This window comes from uncultured Aquimarina sp. (assembly GCF_947492115.1).
GTDB lineage: Bacteria > Bacteroidota > Bacteroidia > Flavobacteriales > Flavobacteriaceae > Aquimarina.
Map to the genome: position 1 here is coordinate 303185 of NZ_CANLMM010000004.1, position 17521 is coordinate 320705.

Below are 17521 nucleotides of genomic sequence, written 5' to 3' on the forward strand. Positions count from 1 at the left end.
TTAGTAATTTAATAGAAGAAAAATGAACTTAAAATAGTGCTTTTTAGAATTTTAACTTTATGGTAAAAAAAGTAATCATGATAATTGCGGTTGTATTTGTTACAATAGGAGCGCTCTGTATTTATGGAGTATATCGTTTTTTTAATCCTTTTGGTAAAGAGGTAAACAAAGAATTGTCTGATTCTTATTACTATACTAGAGATAACGAAGGAATTATTTATAGCCCTATGGGTAATTGGTTCGAGCTTGGAAAAGATGAAATGCAGGTAGATATGGCTTCATTTCAAGTGCTGGGAAGAGATTATGCCAAAGATAAAAATCACGCATATTTTAAATCAAAAGCAATTAATAATGATATAGATCTTGCATCTTTTCGAGTGCAATTAGGGTATACCCCTATGGATAAAGATCATGTATATATTTTAAACGATAATTACTATCATATCGGACAAGAAGATAAAAAAGCGCTGAAGATCTTGGAAGGCGCAGATGCAAATACGTTTACTCAGATAAGTTTTGATTTTGCAAAGGATAAAAATTTTGTATATCAAAATTATACAAAAAAAGATTCTTTGGATGTTGCATCTTTTCAGGAGATCAATAGTCATTTTTGCAAAGATTATAATGGAGTGTATTATTATTCTTATGGCGATCCATTACGAAAGATTGAAGAAGCGAATATTAATGAAATCGTTTCTTTAACGAATTATTATATCCGAGATAATAGAAACGTATATTTTTATGTGGGGTATAAGGATACAGGAAGGTTTGATCAAGTGGTGTCAATTCCTTTTAAAGATCCCGAAAGTATTGCTTTTTTTGAAGATGTAGAACTTATTAAAATAGATACAAATGTTTACTACCGAGGAGATGTAATTGAAAATGCAGATGTAACTACTTTCGAGGAGGTAAAGCATGGGTATACAAAAGATAAGAATTATGTTTTTTTTCTGGGAAAGATTATGGAAGGAGCCGATGCAAAAACATTTAAATATAATTCGAGAACGTATACTTTTTCTGATAAGAATCATACATATGAAATGGGTAAGATTTTAAAAAAGTAGAAATAACACGGATGATTATTGTAAGGTTGATTTTAAAAACCGACTACAACTTCTTAAATAATAACCTTACACTCAAAAAATGAAAAAAACAATAGTATTTTTACTAGCACTTGGAGTTTTATTTTCTTGTAAAGAAGCTCCAAAAGAAGAAAAAAAAGTTATCGTCGAGGAGAAAGTAGAAGAGGTCGTTCCTGATCGATCTGGAGATTTTCCAAAAGATATTGCAGCAGTATTCGAAGCTCATGGGGGAATTCAAGCTTTTGATAAACAAAACACTTTAATTTTTGAACTTTCTAAGCCAGAGGGGAATGAGAAACACACTACGGATCTTAAGACCAGACACGCACGCATAGAAACAAATAAATTTGCTTTAGGTTTTGATGGAAATGAAGCTTGGATAGAACAGGACTCTACTTATTTTAAAGGAAACCCTCGATTTTATCATAATTTGATGTTTTACTTCTATGCTATGCCATTTGTATTAGGCGATGATGGTATTTCTTATGAAAAAGTAGAAGATCTAAAAGTAGAAGATAAGACATATCCGGGTTATAAGATTTCTTATGGCGATGGAGTAGGAGACTCTCCGAAGGACAATTACTTTATCTATTATGATGCAGCATCTCACCAAATGAAATATTTAGGGTACACAGTAACTTTCTTTAGTAAAGAAAGTAGTGAAAAAGTAAGTCTCATAGAATATTCGGATTGGACAGACGTTAATGGACTGTTATTACCAAAGACCCTAAAATGGAGAGTTTACGAAGAAGGTGTAGTGGGAGAAGTAAAAAGTGAAAGAGCTTTTGTAAATGCAATTGCAAGCGAAGAAAAATTAGATACTTCTCTGTTTAGTAAACCAAAAGAATAATTTCTGAGAATTTAATTCTTAAGAAACATTATAATAAACTCTGTTAGGAATATACTGACAGAGTTTTTTTTGATAGAAAGAACTTTTTTTGATAAAAATGTAAAGGAGATTTTTATAATTTGATAATTTTTGGAATTAATTACTGCTAGTAATTATAAAATATATAATAATCGAAAGGTTTTTAACAAGATGTCTATGTGTAGGTTTTAATACAATTATTAGAATTAACTAATTTTATATCCTTTATCTAATTCGATTTACGAAAACGATATAGTAACACACGCAAAACTAATTTTATGTATAAAGAACTTACCACAAGTAATAGGATTTTGATGGGTCCTGGACCTTCAGACGCACATCCAAGAGTACTTAAAGCGATGTCAACACCGCTAATTGGTCATTTGGATCCTGAGTTTGTGACAATCATGGATGAAGTCAAAACGATGGTACAAGATACTTTTATGACTAAAAACCATATGACATTTGTAGTATCTGCTCCAGGAAGTGCGGGTATGGAAACGTGTTTGGTAAATTTATTAGAACCAGGAGATGAAGCTATTATCTGTATCAATGGAGTTTTTGGAGGAAGAATGGCAGACATTGCGGAAAGGTGTGGAGCTACTGTACATAAAGTAGAAGTTCCATGGGGAACGGCGGTTTCACCTGATGATATCAAAAAAGCTTTAGATGTATGTAAACAACCAAAACTAGTAGCGCTAGTTCATGCGGAGACTTCTACCGGAGTGTTACAGCCTTTGAAAGAAATTAGTGACTTGGTTCATAATGCAGGTGGATTATTGATGGTGGATGCCGTAACTTCATACTGTGGTATGGAATTGAAAGTAGATGATTGGAATATTGATGCAATTTATACCGGGACACAGAAAAATTTGAGTGCGCCTCCAGGATTATCGCCTGTTAGTTTTTCAGATAAAGCTGTCAAAGCTTTAGAAAATCGAAAAACCAAAGTACAAAGTTGGTTTTTAGATTTAAGTATGGTTAAAAATTATTGGGGTGGTGCCAAAAGAGCCTATCATCATACAGCTCCTGTTTCTTCTGTATATGCATTAAGAGAAGCACTTAGGATTGTTTTGGAAGAAGGTTTGGAGAATCGATGGAAAAGACATCAAGAAGTACATCAAGTGTTGAAAACAAAATTGGAAAACTTAGGGTTTAACTATTTGGTCGAAGAATCTTACAGACTTCCGAATCTAAATGCAGTTTATTTACCCGAAGGTAATGATGAAGCAATGATTCGTAGGAAACTATTAGATGATTATAATATCGAAGTTGGAGGAGGATTAGGAGCTTTTGCGGGTAAAATATGGAGAATAGGGATTATGGGAGAAAGTTGTACACTTAATCACGTAAACATGCTTATCAGTGCTTTAGAAGATATGAAAGAGTTTAGCTCTTAATTTACATACATTCAGGGAGTTGGTTTTCACTGAATACTGGGTATGATTTAGGGTAGAGATTTGCAAAATTTGTAGTAATAATATAACAAACAAATTATTTTAATCTCTTGATACCTTAATTATATGAGTTCTATAAGCGATGACCAAATGGTCATGGAAATCTTAAACTTTTTTTATCCTAGAAATACGATTTCAGAGTATGATGTAACCGATAGTTTGGGGGATTTGGCAGCAGAAATGTATGCAGAAGCCTTAGAAGCATCAGCTGCAATGCATTTAGTTCCGAGACCAACCTATACACCATCGCTATCTTGGTTGGTTAAAGAAGGAGTAAAAACATTTTGGAGATCCAGAGGAGAAGATGAAATTTATGAATCCGTAAGAGTCACTGTCGCACTCAAATATAAGAGTGAATTCAGCATGACGAAGATGGGTATTTAAAAAAGAGGCACAATTAAGTGCCTCTTTTTTAATGTTCTATTGCATATTTATCTGCTATACTTACCACTATAGCGTTTCCATAGTTTGGTTTGGTGGCTTTCTAAGCTAACATCTCTTCCTTGGATAAACGCTTTTTCTAATTGGTTGGTACGCATATCCAAAGCATCGCCAGTGCTGATAAATAAAGTAGCATCTTTACCTACTTCCAACGTTCCTGTTATATCATCAATTCCTAAAATTTTGGCACTATTACCCGTAATTAACTGCACTGCTTTTTCTTTTTCTAATCCATGAGCAGCAACAGTTCCAGCCTGGAAAGGAAGGTTACGTGCATTGGCACGTTCCATCTGACCACTATTCTGCAATGCTACTAATACACCTGCATCAACTAATAGCTTAGCATTTTTATACGGTAAATCATAGTCGTCATCTTCATAATTTGGTGTGGAATGTGTTCTGGTCAATAGTACAGGAATGTTTTGCTGTTTTAGTTGGCTTGCTACTTTGTAGGCTTCATCTCCTCCAACAATTACTACTTTTTGCAGTTGCTGTTGTTTTGCAAAACGTAGTACATCTAAAATAGCTTTTTCGGTACCAACGTGTACAAATAAGGTTTGTGTTCCGTCAAATATTCTTTGCATTGCCAGATGAGGTAAGTTTTCGTTTCCTATCTTGGATTTTATAGTTGCTTTTGCCTGAGTAACAAAATCGGTAAGTGTAGTTACTTGCTCCTGGTATTTTTTATTGGGTTTAAAACCAGGATCTTCTCCTAGCCACCATCTACCTCTGGTAAAAGGATTTGGCCAATTCATATGGATCCCATCATCTGTTTTAATAGCGGCATCTTCCCAGTTCCAGGCATCTAATTGTACAATAGAAGAAGTACCAGAAATCCATCCGCCACGTGGTGTTGTTTGGGCAATCAATACACCATTAGGACGCATACTTTCTACAATCTTACTTTCTGCATTATAGGCAATAATACTTCTGATATGAGGATTAAAACCTCCAATCTCGCTATCATCATCGGTAGCACGCACGGCTCCAATTTCTACCAATCCTAGAGTAGAATTCGGTGCTATAAATCCTGGATATACATGCTTACCAGTAGCATCAATTACTTTTCCTTTGGTAGCAATACTACCATTGGTACCAACATTTGTAATTTTACCATTTTCGAAAATAATGATACTATTGGTAATCACTTCTCCATTACCAATATGAGCGGTAGCTCCAGTAATCGTAATTGCTTCGGTTTGACTTTTTGCCGGAGTTTGTTGTGCAGTTACATTTCCAAATGCAACGATTAACAACAAGAATATATATGATAAGTTTTTCATTTTGTAATCGGTGTTTAGTGAATGTGTTCCACAGTATCGCAGTGAAAATGTTGTTTTTCCTTTTTCTTAGGTGGTTGTGTCTTTAATCCACTATTTTTTGCTTGCAATAACATGGTAGATAACTCATTTCTTTCATTAGCTATAGATCTGCGCATGGCTTTATCTTTTTCCAAATCGAAATAAGTAGCTCCTTCGATCAATGTTTTTTCAGCCTTGGCATAGATAGAAAGTGGGTGATCGGTCCATAAAACTACATCAGCATCTTTTCCTACTTTAATACTTCCTACTCTATCATCGATATGTAACATCTTCGCGGGATTTAATGTTACAAACTTCCAAGCTTCTTCTTCGCTAACACCTCCGTATTTTACAGATTTAGCAGCTTCTTGGTTTAAACGTCTCGACATTTCGCCATCATCACTATTAATGGCTACCAGAACTCCTTGATTATGCATAATCGTAGCATTGTACGGAATTGCGTCATTTACTTCATACTTATACGCCCACCAATCGGAGAAAGTAGATCCTGCAACACCATGTGTCGCCATCTTATCTGCCACTTTATAGCCTTCGAGAATGTGGGTAAAGGTGTTGATTCTGAAATTAAATTTTTCAGCTACTTTCATCAACATATTGATTTCACTTTGTACATAGGAGTGGCAACTGATAAAACGTTTTCCATTAAGAATCTCTAATAGGGTTTCCATTTCGATATCCTTACGATATGGTTTTCCGCTATTTTTTTGTTGCTCATATCGTTTAGCACGAGTAAAATAATCGATGTATAATTGCTCTACACCCATACGTGTTTGAGGGAAACGAACTCGTTCTGCATCTCCCCAGTTACTTTGTTTTACATTTTCACCAAGTGCAAATTTTATAAATTTAGGAGTGTTGCTGTAAATCAGGTTTTCTGCACTTTCTCCCCATTTTAGTTTAATGATAGCGGATCTACCACCAATTGGGTTTGCGGATCCGTGTAATATTTGTATAGAGGTTACGCCACCAGCGAGGTTTCTGTAGATATTGATATCATCTGGTGATACCACATCTTCTATGGTTACTTCTGCTGTAGAGTTATGTCCAGCTTCGTTAATAGCTGCTGCAGCAATGTGAGAATGCTCATCTACAATACCACTGGTAAGATGCTTTCCTGTAGCATCGATAACTTTAGCATTTCCTGCATTTAGGTTTTTACCAATGGCAGCAATCTTTCCATTTTTAATGAGAACATCTGTTTCTTTTAGAATCCCTTCGCTTTCATTGGTCCAAACAGTAGCGTTTTTGAAAAGTATATTTTCAGACTTTGGCAATGCTGCATTACCGTATGCAATGTTAGGATAGGTAACAGATACTACTTTTGGAGCTTCTTTAGTAGCTTCAGGTTTCTTTTTAGAAGCTTCTTTAGCTTCTTCTGGTTTTTGCTTTGCAGTAAAAGATGTTTCGCTACCATTAGGAAGTACTGCTTTTCCAGTCCAAAATTTTGGATTTTTATTAATGGCACCAACAATACGGGTATATTGGGTTTTACTAGTGTCAGCATCTGTAAAAGTCAGCGTTACCCAATCATTGGTATAGGTAATTTTACTTCCCAGTTTTGTTTCTCCGAGTTTAACTTCTGCCTTTGGTTTTGTAGGTTTTCCAGTTATGGAAACATCATAAGTCTTTCCAGCTACCGATAATTCATATGAACCTGTAATATCTGTAGTGTTCATATCATTCACAATATTTTTATGACCTTGTACCCAGTTTTCATAAATAATATTGTCCTTAGAAAATAGTTCCTTACTAGTAATTAAAAAATTGGCATGAGCTCCTTTTTTAAGCGTTCCTAGTACATTTTCTTTTCCTAAAATTTGAGCAGGAATTGTAGTTAAAGCTGCTAACGCGGTTTTTTTATCTAATCCATGTTTCAGTGCTTTTTCTAATCTTGTAGAGAGATCACCGATCTTTTTTAGTTTATGGGTAGTTAACGAAAACTGAACTCCATTTTTTTGCAGAACAGATGGATTGGAAGGCGCTTGGTTCCAATGACGCATATCGCCCAGACTTACTAGATTTGCCATATACGGATCCGATACATCATAGGCATCCGGAAAATCAAGAGGAATAATATATTTGGCATTCGTAGCTTTTACTTTGTCTATTCGAGCATATTCATCACCACCACCAACAATTATATATTGTATGTTAAATTCATCTCCGATTTTATCTGCTCTAAAACCATTGATTCTACTACCAGCTTCAAAAATCTGTGGGAGGCTTTTATTGTTATTTAATGCCTCTATGGATAAATCTTTATAGTCAACATTATTATTAGCATACCATTTTGCATCTAAATATACTTGTCTAAGCAAAGCCATAGATCCCATTAACGAGGTAGGGTATATCTGTTTACTTTTATTACTTTTTGAAAAAGAAAGTAATTGAGAAGAAGCATCACTTAACAATCGATCTCCTTCAGTTCCTTCATTATTAAGAGCTACTAATAATCCAGTTCCTCGGATAATTCCATCAGGCATATGAGTATTTACAGTTCCAAAACCTGCTTTTATAAACTCATCAGCTTTCTTTTTATCATATTTAAATTCGTGCAACGGATTTGTCTCAGGGCGGATATGATCATTCCAATAATATCCCTCTCTAGTAGCATCGTATTGAGGACTACCGCCAAAAGGATTCCCTTGTCTTTTTGGTTTTTGGATTCCAAAGTTGGTAAAAGGATCAATAAAAGACGCATAGATATGCTTTCCTTTTAGATCGATCACAATACTATTTTTCGGAATAGATAATCCTGAACCTACTTGAGCAATCTTTCCTTTCTGGATGATAAGCATACCATTTTGTATCTCGGATTCTGGAGAAGTGTGAATAGTCGCATTAGTAAACACCGTATAATTAGAATTAGATGTTTTTACACCGTCATTTTTTGGGAAGTATTCTTGAGCATGAAGAATCGACCCCATCAATATCACCAAGAGTGATAAAAATAGTTGTTTCATAGAGTTTGCGTAATAATGAATTGGTCTAAAAGTAACCGTTACTGCGGAAAGACCTTACTAATTAGTATTATTTTAACAGTTAAAGGATATATGTAATCTCATTAAGTAATATTGAAAACTATAATTTGTCCTTGTAATAGTTTACTAACAAGGCAACTACATAGCTATAGGTGTCAATCCCTTTAGGTTGATTGTTTGCCTTTAGATAGCTGTCATAAGTACTTTTAAAAATAGGTTCTAGAGGGTTTTGGTATTGCAGCCAAAATTCATTCACCTCTTGATAATTTTTTCGGATTCCAGGTCTTAATTTTTCGATAAGACAAAATGCTTTCTGTTCGTCTCGTAAGTACAGATCATTCAGACAAAATTTTAAAGCAAAAGTAGTTCCACTATAGTTAAAATAAGGATCATCATAGTTCATAGTAGTTAAAGCCGCAAGAAAATTTGCTTCATTTTCTTTAGCAAACCCCAGTTGGTGAGCTTCTTCATGACAGCTAGTAGTTGGAGATTTATAATCTAGGATCAAACCATTCACTTGTGCTTCATTGGTTATTGGATTAAGGTAACCGCTAAATCCCATATATGTTAGGGGAACACTTAGTAATGATTTTTTAATACTCTTTGGCGAATATTTCAAGTTTGGAACAACTTCGTTGATTTGCTCATATGCTGGAATGGTTTTTTCAAATATTTCAGCTTTGCTGTATGGCATTACAATGGATAATGAATCATTAGGCTCTAAGCGTTTATGAATAGTATTGGCTCGTTTAATTAGTTTTTCTGATACAGATAAAAGTTCAGCTTCCGTATATTGATCTTCGATGCCTAAAATCGCATGCATGGGTAATCTGTAATAGTTGATTCCCCATAATAAGTGAAAAGCAGCGTATACTACGGATAGGGTAGCACCCACATCTAAAAGAACAGTTTTCCATTGTACTTTTTTTCTAAAAACTCTTTTAAACAAAAAGCGGATTAGGAGTATAATCAAAATGCTATATCCGATGTCTCCAAAAGAAAAGGGAATCCAACCAAAGGTAAATCGTAAAGCCTTTGATATATAAACATACAATCCATTGCTGTAAAATCGATCAATAAACTCAGGAAAAAAGGAAAGGATTTTAAGAAGGATAAACTGTACGGGTAACAGTAGAGTAAGATATAATTTTGTTTTTGATTGCATGAATTATAAATATCAGGTTGTAAATCTACAACATTTCATAAAGCATTTGAATTAAGATTATCATAATGTACATTTGTCAAAAAACACAGAATACACATGAATTTAGAAATAAGAAACCTGGAGCCAAAAGAGCTTTGGAATAAATTTGCGGATCTAAATGCCGTTCCAAGACCTTCTAAAAAAGAAGAACGCGTGATCGAGTTTATGAAAACGTTCGGAGAGTCTCTAGGGCTTGTTGTAGAAATAGATAAGGTTGGGAATGTTTTGATAAAAAAACCTGCTACACCAGGAATGGAGAATCGGAAAACTGTGGTGATGCAATCACACCTAGATATGGTACACCAAAAAAATGCTGATACTGTTTTTGATTTTGATACACAAGGAATCGAAATGTATGTAGATGGCGATTGGGTGCGTGCAAAAGGAACAACCTTAGGAGCAGATAATGGATTAGGTGTAGCTACTATTATGGCTATTTTAGAATCAAAGAATATTGTACATCCACCTATAGAAGCATTATTTACCATCGATGAAGAAACTGGAATGACGGGTGCCATGGGATTACAGCCGAATTGGTTACAAGGTGATATTCTTTTAAACCTAGATACAGAAGAAGATGATGAAATAGGAGTAGGTTGCGCAGGTGGAATTGATGTTACTGCAGAAAGAACATACAAGGAAGAGGTTACGCCAGATGGAACTACCGCTTTTAGAATTTCGGTTACCGGTTTAAATGGAGGACACTCAGGAATGGATATTCATAAAGGCTTAGGAAATGCCAATAAAATTATGAATAGATTACTATTTGATGGTTTTGAAAATTTTGGACTCAGAATTCATGAAATAAAAGGAGGAAGTCTTCGTAATGCAATTCCTAGAGAAAGTTTTGCTACTGTGGTTGTAGATACGATACATTCGGAAGCTTTTCAATTTGAAACATCTGCTTTAATTGCTACGATACAAAAGGAACTATCATTAGTGGATCCCAATTTATCTATAGAATTAGAACAAGTAGAGGCTCCAAATAGCGTAATGGAATTAGGTGTTCAGGAAGGTGTTTTAAAATCTTTATATGCTGCACATAATGGAGTGTATGCGATGAGTTTATCAATACCAGATTTGGTAGAAACATCCAATAATATTGCAAAAGTAACTATTGGTAGTGAGGCTATTAAAATCGAATGTTTAACCAGAAGTAGTGTAGAGTCTTCGAAATTAGATATGGTTAATAAACTAAGAGCTACTTTTGAATTGATAGGGTGTGAAGTAACTACCGATGGAGATTATCCGGGATGGGCACCAAATATGGATTCTGCCATTTTAAAGGTTATGGATGAACTGTATCAAAAAATAAATGGAGAAAAAGCACATATTGCAGCTTGTCATGCCGGTTTGGAATGTGGTATTCTGGGACAAAATTATCCAGATATGGATATGATTTCTTTTGGGCCTACTATTTTAGGAGCGCATTCTCCAGATGAAAGAGCGAGTATTTCTTCTGCACAGAAATATTGGAATTTTGTAAAGCAGATTTTAGAAAGTATTCCTGAAAAATAATAGCATGTCTACTATTAAAATTAAAAAATCCCATATCATTTGATATGGGATTTTTTTTACATTTTATTAAATTCTAGTGACCGTGACCGTCATCTTTAGAATGAGCTTGAGGAGCTTCAGTTTTATCTACAATGCTTTCTATTTCAAGTTCAAAAATTAAATCTGTATTAGGAGGGATTGGAGCTCTTCCTCTTTCTCCGTATCCTAAATGAGAAGGAATAAATATTACAGCTCTATCTCCAACTTTCATTTGTTGAACACCTTCTTTGAAACCAGCGATCATTTGAGCTTCAGGAGAATAAGGCATTTCTATAGGAGCATATCCCATAGGGTGTTGTGCTCTACGACTCTTTGGGTCGTATGTTCCCATTTCTTTGTCTATATCAATCATATTAGTATCAAATACTCTTCCGTCTGTAAAGAAACCAGCGTAATATAATTTTACAACGTCTGTTGGTTTTGGTTGAACACCATCACCTTCTTTTAAAAACAATATTTCTAAACCACTTTCTAATTTAGTTGCTTTCTCCTTTAATCCCTCGTATTTCGCAGCAGCTTTTTTACTATTTTCTTTGATCAAACGTTCTTTTGCTAATTTTTCTTCTTCTAGCACTTTCAGTTTGTCTTCGAGTTCTGCCTTTGTATCAAATGCTTTTGCATCTTTACCTTTTCTGATGATATTAACTTGTTCCATTCTTACTTCAGAAACAGGTTTGTCTCCAGGTCTTTTTGTTTCTACAACCCCAATGCTATCTACGATATCTTGTCCTGAAACGATTTCCCCAAAAACGGTGTGTTTTCCATTTAACCAAGGAGTTTCTTTTAATGTAATAAAAAATTGACTTCCGTTGGTAGCAGGGCCAGAGTTGGCCATCGATAAGATTCCTTTAGACTTATGTGTTAAAGAATCTACGATCTCATCTGGGAATTTATATCCTGGATCACCAGTACCTGTTCCTAGTGGATCTCCTGTTTGGATCATGAAATCTTTAATCACTCTGTGGAAAATGATTCCGTTGTAATATTTTTTTCCTTTGTAAAGGCTATCTACCATAGTATTGGTTCCTTCTGCAAGGGATACAAAATTAGCTACTGTCATTGGCGTAGCATCGTAGTATAATTTTGCAACGGCTGTACCTTTATTTGTTATGATTTCTGCATAGATACCATCCCCAAGTTCTGGATATTTTTCTTTGCAACTAGTTAGAGTTAAAGCGACAATCGCTAAAAATAAAAGACTTAATTTTTTCATTTTTTTAGTTAAGGTTTAATTTTCTTTTGTTGACTGTTTTGTGATTTTGTTGAGAGTTACTCTGGATACTAACGGAATATTTGTCCCAATCTTATGATCATCCCCATAATATCCATATGCTTGATAAGAAGGAAACAAGAAAACAACAGTTTCTCCTTCTTTCATGAGTTTTAATCCTTCTCTTAATCCAAAAAAAAGATCTTCTTGATCGATAGCATAATTTACAGTATCCAACTCTTTTTGACTATAAATAATTTCTCCATCCAAATCTTTTATGTCGTAGGTGAAGTTTACAATATCACCAAATTTAGCAGTAAGTGTTGATATGGTATCCTTTTTCTCATAGTAATACCAAAAACCACCATCTGATGTGATATAATTACGAGAAGTATCTTGTTGGATTATTTTTTGAATTTTTGCTTCTTCTCCTGCTATAAGTTCCTTGTTCCTGTTAATAGATTCATTGATAAAAGATCCTGAAGAAATACTAATAGGCTTTCTGGCTTCTGGAGCTTTACAAGAGAAAAATAAGGCGAATAAGCTTGCTAAAAGAAAAAAATGTCTCATGAATTTAGGGCATTTTTATAAGACGGTAAGATACTAATAAATTTCTCAACCGTGTCTTGAAGTGAGAGATTACTTTTTCCACCAGCAGCATTATGATGACCACCACCTTCAAAGTGATTTCTTGAAAATTCATTGACAGAAAAATCACCTTTAGAACGAAGAGAGATCTTTATGATGTTTTCACCTTTATTTTCTATAAAAATTAAAGCGAGTTTGATGCCTTCTATGGATAGCCCCATGTTTACAAATCCTTCCGTATCTCCTTTTTTGAAATTGTGATCATCTAATTCCTTTTGAGATAGTGTAATGTAGGCCGCTTTATATTCTGGTAACACTTTTAAATTTTTTAAAGCTACCCCTCTTAATTGTAATCTAGAATAGGTGTTACTATCATAAATTAGTTCATGGATTTCAGTATTGTTAGCTCCACGATCTATTAAATCAGCAATTATTTTATGAGTTGTACTGGTAGTTGATCGAAAACGAAAAGAACCTGTATCAGTCATGATACCGATGTAAATACAAGTCGCAATATCGGCAGTAATTTTGTTTACATCTCCTAGATTATCGATAAAGTGATAGATCATTTGACAAGTAGAACTCATCATAACATCACTGTAGGTATAGACAGCATAATCATCTGGTTGCTGGTGATGATCTATCATGATATACGTAGTATCGGTTGTTTTTAGCAAGCTTTCCATATTACCAGTTCTCGAAAAATGGTTGAAATCTAAAGTGAAAATGATATCAGCTTCTTTTATCTTTTCGGTTGCGACTTCGGTATCACTATCGTATTTAATAATGGTAGACTCACCTGGAATCCATTTTAGAAAATTTGGATAATCATTCGGTGTAATTACAGTAGCATTATGTCCCAAACCAGACAAATAGTGATAGAGAGCTAGTGTTGATCCAATAGCGTCTCCATCTGGGTTTTTATGCGGAATGATTACGATGTTTTTGGAAGTACTTAAGAGTACTTTTACTTCCTTAAATTCACTTGTGTTCATAGGTCTGCGAAGATACTATTTATTAATAATATGGTAATAATGGAATACTTACTTTTACCATACGTTAACTCTTTACACAATGAAATACGTACTATATTCTGTCTTTTTTTCTCTGTATACCATAAGTAGTGGTTATAGCCAAATTAATGAAGAAAAAACAAAAGAAGATTTTGTGATTGCTTTTGGTAGTTGTAATAAACAAAGTTTACCACAACCTTTTTGGAGTGAAATTTTAAAGAATAAACCAGATTTGTTTATTTGGGGTGGAGATAATATCTATGGAGATTCTGAAGATATGTCTAAAATTAAAAATGATTACAAACTTCAAAACAGTAATCTTGATTATCAACTATTAAAAAATAATGTACCTATCATGGCTACTTGGGATGATCATGATTATGGGAAAAATGATGTAGGAGCAGAGTGGAAAATGAAACGCGAAAGTCAACAGTTGTTTTTAGATTTTTTAGAAGTTGAAAAAGAAGATGAGAGGAGAAATCAAGAGGGAATATATACTTCCAAAACTTTTAAAACGTCTAATGGGAGTGTGAAGGTTATTGTTTTGGATACGAGATATTTCCGATCTCCGCTATTAAAAGACCCAACAGGTAAAAAACGTTATATCCCGCATGATGATAATAAAGGGACAGTATTAGGAGAAAAGCAATGGAAGTGGTTAGAAGAAGAATTGAAGACTACAAAAGTTGATTTCCATGTCATTGTAAGTAGTATCCAGTTTTTGTCTGGTGAACACGGTTGGGAGTGTTGGGCTAATTTTCCAAATGAAGTAACTAGGTTAGAACAATTAATAGTAGCGCTAAAAGTTAAAAATTGTGTACTGTTATCTGGCGATCGTCACATATCAGAATTTTCAAAAAAGGAATTATCAGATTTAGAATATCCTCTTGTCGATTTTACATCTAGTGGACTTACTCATTCATATTTGGGTTTTAATGGAGAACCTAATCAATTTAGAGTAGGAGATGTTATTCATACACCTAGTTTTGGTATCTTAAAATTTAATTTCGAAACAAAGGTAATTACCATGCAGATGAGAGGAAAGAATAATAAAGTGCTACAAGAAATACAACAACAGTACCTATTGGATTAATTGTTTTTATGATGGAGTAGGATAAAGTTCTTACTTTCTGAGAATATTTCTTGTTTTTGAAGGTATTATATATACTTTTGCACAAAATTTTATAATTGGCTATATAGCCGAAATTTAAAAAAGCAACATTTTCTTTTTTTTTGAAAATGATATAAAAACAAAATTTTAAAAATGGCAACAAATAGAACTTTTACAATGCTTAAACCGGATGCGGTAAGAAAAGGATACATCGGTGCGATCCTTGAACAAATAACTGCTTCTGGCTTCAGAATTGTAGCAATGAAATTAACGCAATTAACTACTGACGATGCAAAAGCTTTTTATGCTGTGCATAGTGAGCGTCCTTTTTATGGAGAGTTAGTGGAGTATATGACAAGCGGTCCAATTGTAGCAGCAATTCTTGAAAAAGAAAACGCAGTAGAAGATTTTAGAACCTTAATCGGAGCTACAAATCCAGAAGAAGCTGCAGAGGGTACTATTCGTAAAAAATATGCTACTTCTATCAGTGAAAATGCTGTACATGGTAGTGATAGTGACGAGAATGCTGCTATCGAAGGAGCTTTTCATTTCTCAGGAAGAGAGCAGTTCTAAGAAGCATAGAATTAATCGATATACTAGAAACCATTCTGATACTTTCAGGATGGTTTTTTTATATAACAACTTATAAAGTTAAAGTTGTAGAATTCTACAGATTTAGACTTCATGTTAGAACTATACTATAGGTGGTTTTGGTTCATTATTTTTTGTTGATTCATAAAAGGAATTTCAATCGTAACAATAGTTCCTCTTTTTATCAAAGAATCGATATGTAAAGTGCCTGATAGTTCTTGTATGCGACTTTTGATATTTGTTAAGCCTATTCCAAATGGTTTTTTAGAAAGGTCAAATCCTTTGCCATTATCCTCAAAAATAATACTTACCTGATCACCAATAGGATTAATTTGAATTCCAATCTTATCAGCATTAGCATGTTTAAGAGTATTGGTGATGAGTTCCTGAAAAATGGAGAATAATTCATTATGAAATCTCACATCCATTTGATTAATATAATCTTCTTTATACGTAGAAATATCTATGATTAAATTACTGGATGTGCTAATTTTATCTGTGTATTCGCCTAATAGTTCTGTGAAATTACTATCTGCAATTTTTTTTGGAATAAGATCATGCGAAAGCACTCTAACTTCTTGATATGTGTCCTCAATTTGTTTATATACTTGCTTCAGACCAGAAGAATTATTTTTAATTGAGCTAACCTGTAGTTTGATAGCAGCCAAATTTCCTCCTATTCTATCATGAAGTGTCTGAGCAATTCTCTTTCTTTCTTTGAACTGAACATTGATAGAATTTTGAATAAGTCTTAACCCATGGTTTTTAATCAAAGCTTCTACCTTTTGTTCTGCCAATTCTTTTTGGTTTTTATTCAATAAGTTTTGACTTTTCAGTTTTTGATAGTAAAGCACAAATAATCCTATTAAGAGAATTACGACAATGATGAATGCAATGAGTATGGTGTTTTTTTGTGATTGTTGTCTATTTATTTCTAATTCTCTTAGCTCTTTGTCTTTTTTTAAGATAGATATTTCGTTCTCTTTCTTAAGAGTTTCGTATTGAACTTCTAGTCTAGAAAGTTCTTCATCTTTTTGTAGCTGATTTACCGAGTCATTAAGTCTGTATTCCTTTTCTGTATATTCCAAGGCACGTTCATAGTTCTTCTGGAGTGTAGCAATCTCTTTCAGCTTTTGATATGCTAATATCTGTTGTTGGAAATATTCTCTATCCTCAGCCAGTTCCAGCACATCTTGGTAATTTTTTGATGCCTTATTATATTGCTTTTTCGCTATAAAAATTTCTCCAATGTTGATCTTATTATTGAGCATTATCAAAGGATACGTATATTCTTCTGCTATTTTAAGGGATTTTTCGAAATAACTTAATGCTGTTTGATCCTCATACATATCTAGATAGATACTTCCGATATTAAGTAAGGTTATAGCAATACTTCTGTGGTGAGTTTCTTGGCTATAAATATGTAAGGCTTTATTTTGATAGAAAAGTGCTTTTTCAAAATTACCCATATCCAAATGACAAATGGCTATAGAAACATATAAGTCGGGATTTGGGTTTTCATTATCAAGGATCATAGCATTATAAATTTCTAAAGCCTTATCAAAATCACCTTTCATTCTGTAGGTAATTCCTAGATTTAGAAGCAGTTTTTGTTCAATTTCTGGATCATCAATCAACTTTACAGTTTCTAAACCTTTTAGGGCCCATTTTTTACTATCATCAAGTAAACCTTTATCTCTGGAAGCATTAGAAAGAATTAAGTGAAACCAGTTAGTTAATGATACTCCAATAGAGTCTTGTCTTTTCTCAGTTAGTGCAACTCCTTTTTTTGCGTAAAATATGGCAGAGTCAGAGGTGTAAGAGTAATAATGATAATGACTTAAATTTTTATAAGCTAAAACCTTATGATATTCATTTTGCGTTCTGGTTAAAACTTCATGGCTAATTAGAAAAGCTTTTCTTTTGTCTTCTCCTTCTGTATTGGAATAATCTCTAGCTTTTTCTAATAGTTGATAATCATAATCTATGTCTTTAGATTTTTTATTTGTTTCAATCTGAGCATGAGTTACGAAACAGATACTACATAAAATTAGTAGAAAACTAAACTTAGACAACGGGAACATTTAAAAAAATTA

14 protein-coding genes are annotated in these 17521 nt (G+C 33.7%); 7 read left to right on the top strand and 7 right to left on the bottom strand.

What is annotated here, in order from left to right:
* Window positions 1–59: 59 nt before the first annotated feature.
* The 4 genes from Q1A73_RS14550 to Q1A73_RS14565 all read left to right on the top strand — a co-directional run bounded on the left by Q1A73_RS14550 (window position 60) and on the right by Q1A73_RS14565 (window position 3791).
* Entirely contained in the window at window positions 60–1064 is a 1005-nt protein-coding gene (locus Q1A73_RS14550) for a DKNYY domain-containing protein (RefSeq protein ID WP_299606932.1), read from the top strand.
* A gap of 79 nt (window positions 1065–1143) precedes the next feature.
* On the top strand, window positions 1144–1932 hold the full coding sequence (locus tag Q1A73_RS14555) for a DUF6503 family protein (RefSeq protein WP_299606934.1): 789 nt from the start codon (window positions 1144–1146) through the stop codon (window positions 1930–1932).
* A 296-nt stretch (window positions 1933–2228) separates the two neighbouring features.
* Window positions 2229–3350: an alanine--glyoxylate aminotransferase family protein gene (locus tag Q1A73_RS14560; protein WP_299606936.1), complete on the top strand. Its 1122-nt coding sequence runs from the start codon at window positions 2229–2231 to the stop codon at window positions 3348–3350.
* A gap of 123 nt (window positions 3351–3473) precedes the next feature.
* Window positions 3474–3791: a hypothetical protein gene (locus Q1A73_RS14565; protein WP_299606938.1), complete on the top strand. Its 318-nt coding sequence runs from the start codon at window positions 3474–3476 to the stop codon at window positions 3789–3791.
* Between the two features lie 47 nt (window positions 3792–3838).
* Here the strand turns inward: Q1A73_RS14565 and Q1A73_RS14570 are convergent, their stop codons facing one another.
* From Q1A73_RS14570 to Q1A73_RS14580, 3 genes are all read right to left on the bottom strand, one after another.
* The gene (locus tag Q1A73_RS14570; RefSeq protein WP_299606940.1) at window positions 3839–5131 is read right to left on the bottom strand and encodes an amidohydrolase family protein; all 1293 of its coding nucleotides are present in this window, start codon (window positions 5129–5131) and stop codon (window positions 3839–3841) included.
* A 14-nt stretch (window positions 5132–5145) separates the two neighbouring features.
* Window positions 5146–8133 (bottom strand): amidohydrolase family protein, encoded by a 2988-nt coding sequence (locus Q1A73_RS14575; protein ID WP_299606942.1) that lies wholly within the window; start codon window positions 8131–8133, stop codon window positions 5146–5148.
* Between the two features lie 118 nt (window positions 8134–8251).
* Window positions 8252–9316: a DUF3810 domain-containing protein gene (locus Q1A73_RS14580; RefSeq protein ID WP_299606944.1), complete on the bottom strand. Its 1065-nt coding sequence runs from the start codon at window positions 9314–9316 to the stop codon at window positions 8252–8254.
* A gap of 96 nt (window positions 9317–9412) precedes the next feature.
* Here Q1A73_RS14580 and Q1A73_RS14585 point away from each other — a divergent pair, with 96 nt between their 5' ends.
* Window positions 9413–10873 carry an aminoacyl-histidine dipeptidase gene (locus Q1A73_RS14585; protein ID WP_299606946.1) on the top strand — a complete coding sequence of 487 codons (1461 nt, stop codon included), beginning with the start codon at window positions 9413–9415 and terminating at the stop codon, window positions 10871–10873.
* 73 nt (window positions 10874–10946) lie between these two features.
* Here Q1A73_RS14585 and Q1A73_RS14590 read toward each other — a convergent pair whose 3' ends face one another.
* Genes Q1A73_RS14590 through Q1A73_RS14600 form a run of 3 tightly spaced genes read right to left on the bottom strand, consistent with a single transcriptional unit; the run spans window position 10947 to window position 13705 of the window.
* Entirely contained in the window at window positions 10947–12125 is a 1179-nt protein-coding gene (locus Q1A73_RS14590) for a peptidylprolyl isomerase (RefSeq protein WP_299606948.1), read from the bottom strand.
* A 15-nt stretch (window positions 12126–12140) separates the two neighbouring features.
* Window positions 12141–12692, bottom strand: coding sequence for a gliding motility-associated peptidyl-prolyl isomerase GldI (gene gldI / locus Q1A73_RS14595; protein ID WP_299606949.1), 552 nt, complete (start codon window positions 12690–12692; stop codon window positions 12141–12143).
* Window positions 12689–13705: a DHH family phosphoesterase gene (locus tag Q1A73_RS14600; RefSeq protein ID WP_299606951.1), complete on the bottom strand. Its 1017-nt coding sequence runs from the start codon at window positions 13703–13705 to the stop codon at window positions 12689–12691. Before Q1A73_RS14600 ends, gldI begins: the two co-directional genes overlap by 4 nt.
* Before the next feature lie 79 nt (window positions 13706–13784).
* Between Q1A73_RS14600 and Q1A73_RS14605 the strand changes: the two genes are divergently transcribed.
* Together Q1A73_RS14605 and Q1A73_RS14610 are read left to right on the top strand one after the other, a co-directional pair.
* On the top strand, window positions 13785–14816 hold the full coding sequence (locus tag Q1A73_RS14605) for an alkaline phosphatase D family protein (protein ID WP_299606953.1): 1032 nt from the start codon (window positions 13785–13787) through the stop codon (window positions 14814–14816).
* A 171-nt stretch (window positions 14817–14987) separates the two neighbouring features.
* Window positions 14988–15407, top strand: a complete 420-nt coding sequence (locus Q1A73_RS14610) for a nucleoside-diphosphate kinase (RefSeq protein ID WP_219006915.1) — start codon at window positions 14988–14990, stop codon at window positions 15405–15407.
* 125 nt (window positions 15408–15532) lie between these two features.
* Here the strand turns inward: Q1A73_RS14610 and Q1A73_RS14615 are convergent, their stop codons facing one another.
* On the bottom strand, window positions 15533–17500 hold the full coding sequence (locus Q1A73_RS14615) for a tetratricopeptide repeat protein (protein WP_299606957.1): 1968 nt from the start codon (window positions 17498–17500) through the stop codon (window positions 15533–15535).
* Window positions 17501–17521 lie beyond the last annotated feature (21 nt).

What these genes read in the sequence shown, in the direction of transcription:
- Q1A73_RS14550 (WP_299606932.1), top strand. Translation starts at nt 60, where the DNA reads ATGGTAAAAAAAGTAATCATGATAATTGCGGTTGTATTTGTTACAATA.
- Q1A73_RS14555 (WP_299606934.1), top strand. Translation starts at nt 1,144, where the DNA reads ATGAAAAAAACAATAGTATTTTTACTAGCACTTGGAGTTTTATTTTCT.
- Q1A73_RS14560 (WP_299606936.1), top strand. Translation starts at nt 2,229, where the DNA reads ATGTATAAAGAACTTACCACAAGTAATAGGATTTTGATGGGTCCTGGA.
- Q1A73_RS14565 (WP_299606938.1), top strand. Translation starts at nt 3,474, where the DNA reads ATGAGTTCTATAAGCGATGACCAAATGGTCATGGAAATCTTAAACTTT.
- Q1A73_RS14570 (WP_299606940.1), bottom strand. Translation starts at nt 5,131, where the DNA reads ATGAAAAACTTATCATATATATTCTTGTTGTTAATCGTTGCATTTGGA.
- Q1A73_RS14575 (WP_299606942.1), bottom strand. Translation starts at nt 8,133, where the DNA reads ATGAAACAACTATTTTTATCACTCTTGGTGATATTGATGGGGTCGATT.
- Q1A73_RS14580 (WP_299606944.1), bottom strand. Translation starts at nt 9,316, where the DNA reads ATGCAATCAAAAACAAAATTATATCTTACTCTACTGTTACCCGTACAG.
- Q1A73_RS14585 (WP_299606946.1), top strand. Translation starts at nt 9,413, where the DNA reads ATGAATTTAGAAATAAGAAACCTGGAGCCAAAAGAGCTTTGGAATAAA.
- Q1A73_RS14590 (WP_299606948.1), bottom strand. Translation starts at nt 12,125, where the DNA reads ATGAAAAAATTAAGTCTTTTATTTTTAGCGATTGTCGCTTTAACTCTA.
- gldI (WP_299606949.1), bottom strand. Translation starts at nt 12,692, where the DNA reads ATGAGACATTTTTTTCTTTTAGCAAGCTTATTCGCCTTATTTTTCTCT.
- Q1A73_RS14600 (WP_299606951.1), bottom strand. Translation starts at nt 13,705, where the DNA reads ATGAACACAAGTGAATTTAAGGAAGTAAAAGTACTCTTAAGTACTTCC.
- Q1A73_RS14605 (WP_299606953.1), top strand. Translation starts at nt 13,785, where the DNA reads ATGAAATACGTACTATATTCTGTCTTTTTTTCTCTGTATACCATAAGT.
- Q1A73_RS14610 (WP_219006915.1), top strand. Translation starts at nt 14,988, where the DNA reads ATGGCAACAAATAGAACTTTTACAATGCTTAAACCGGATGCGGTAAGA.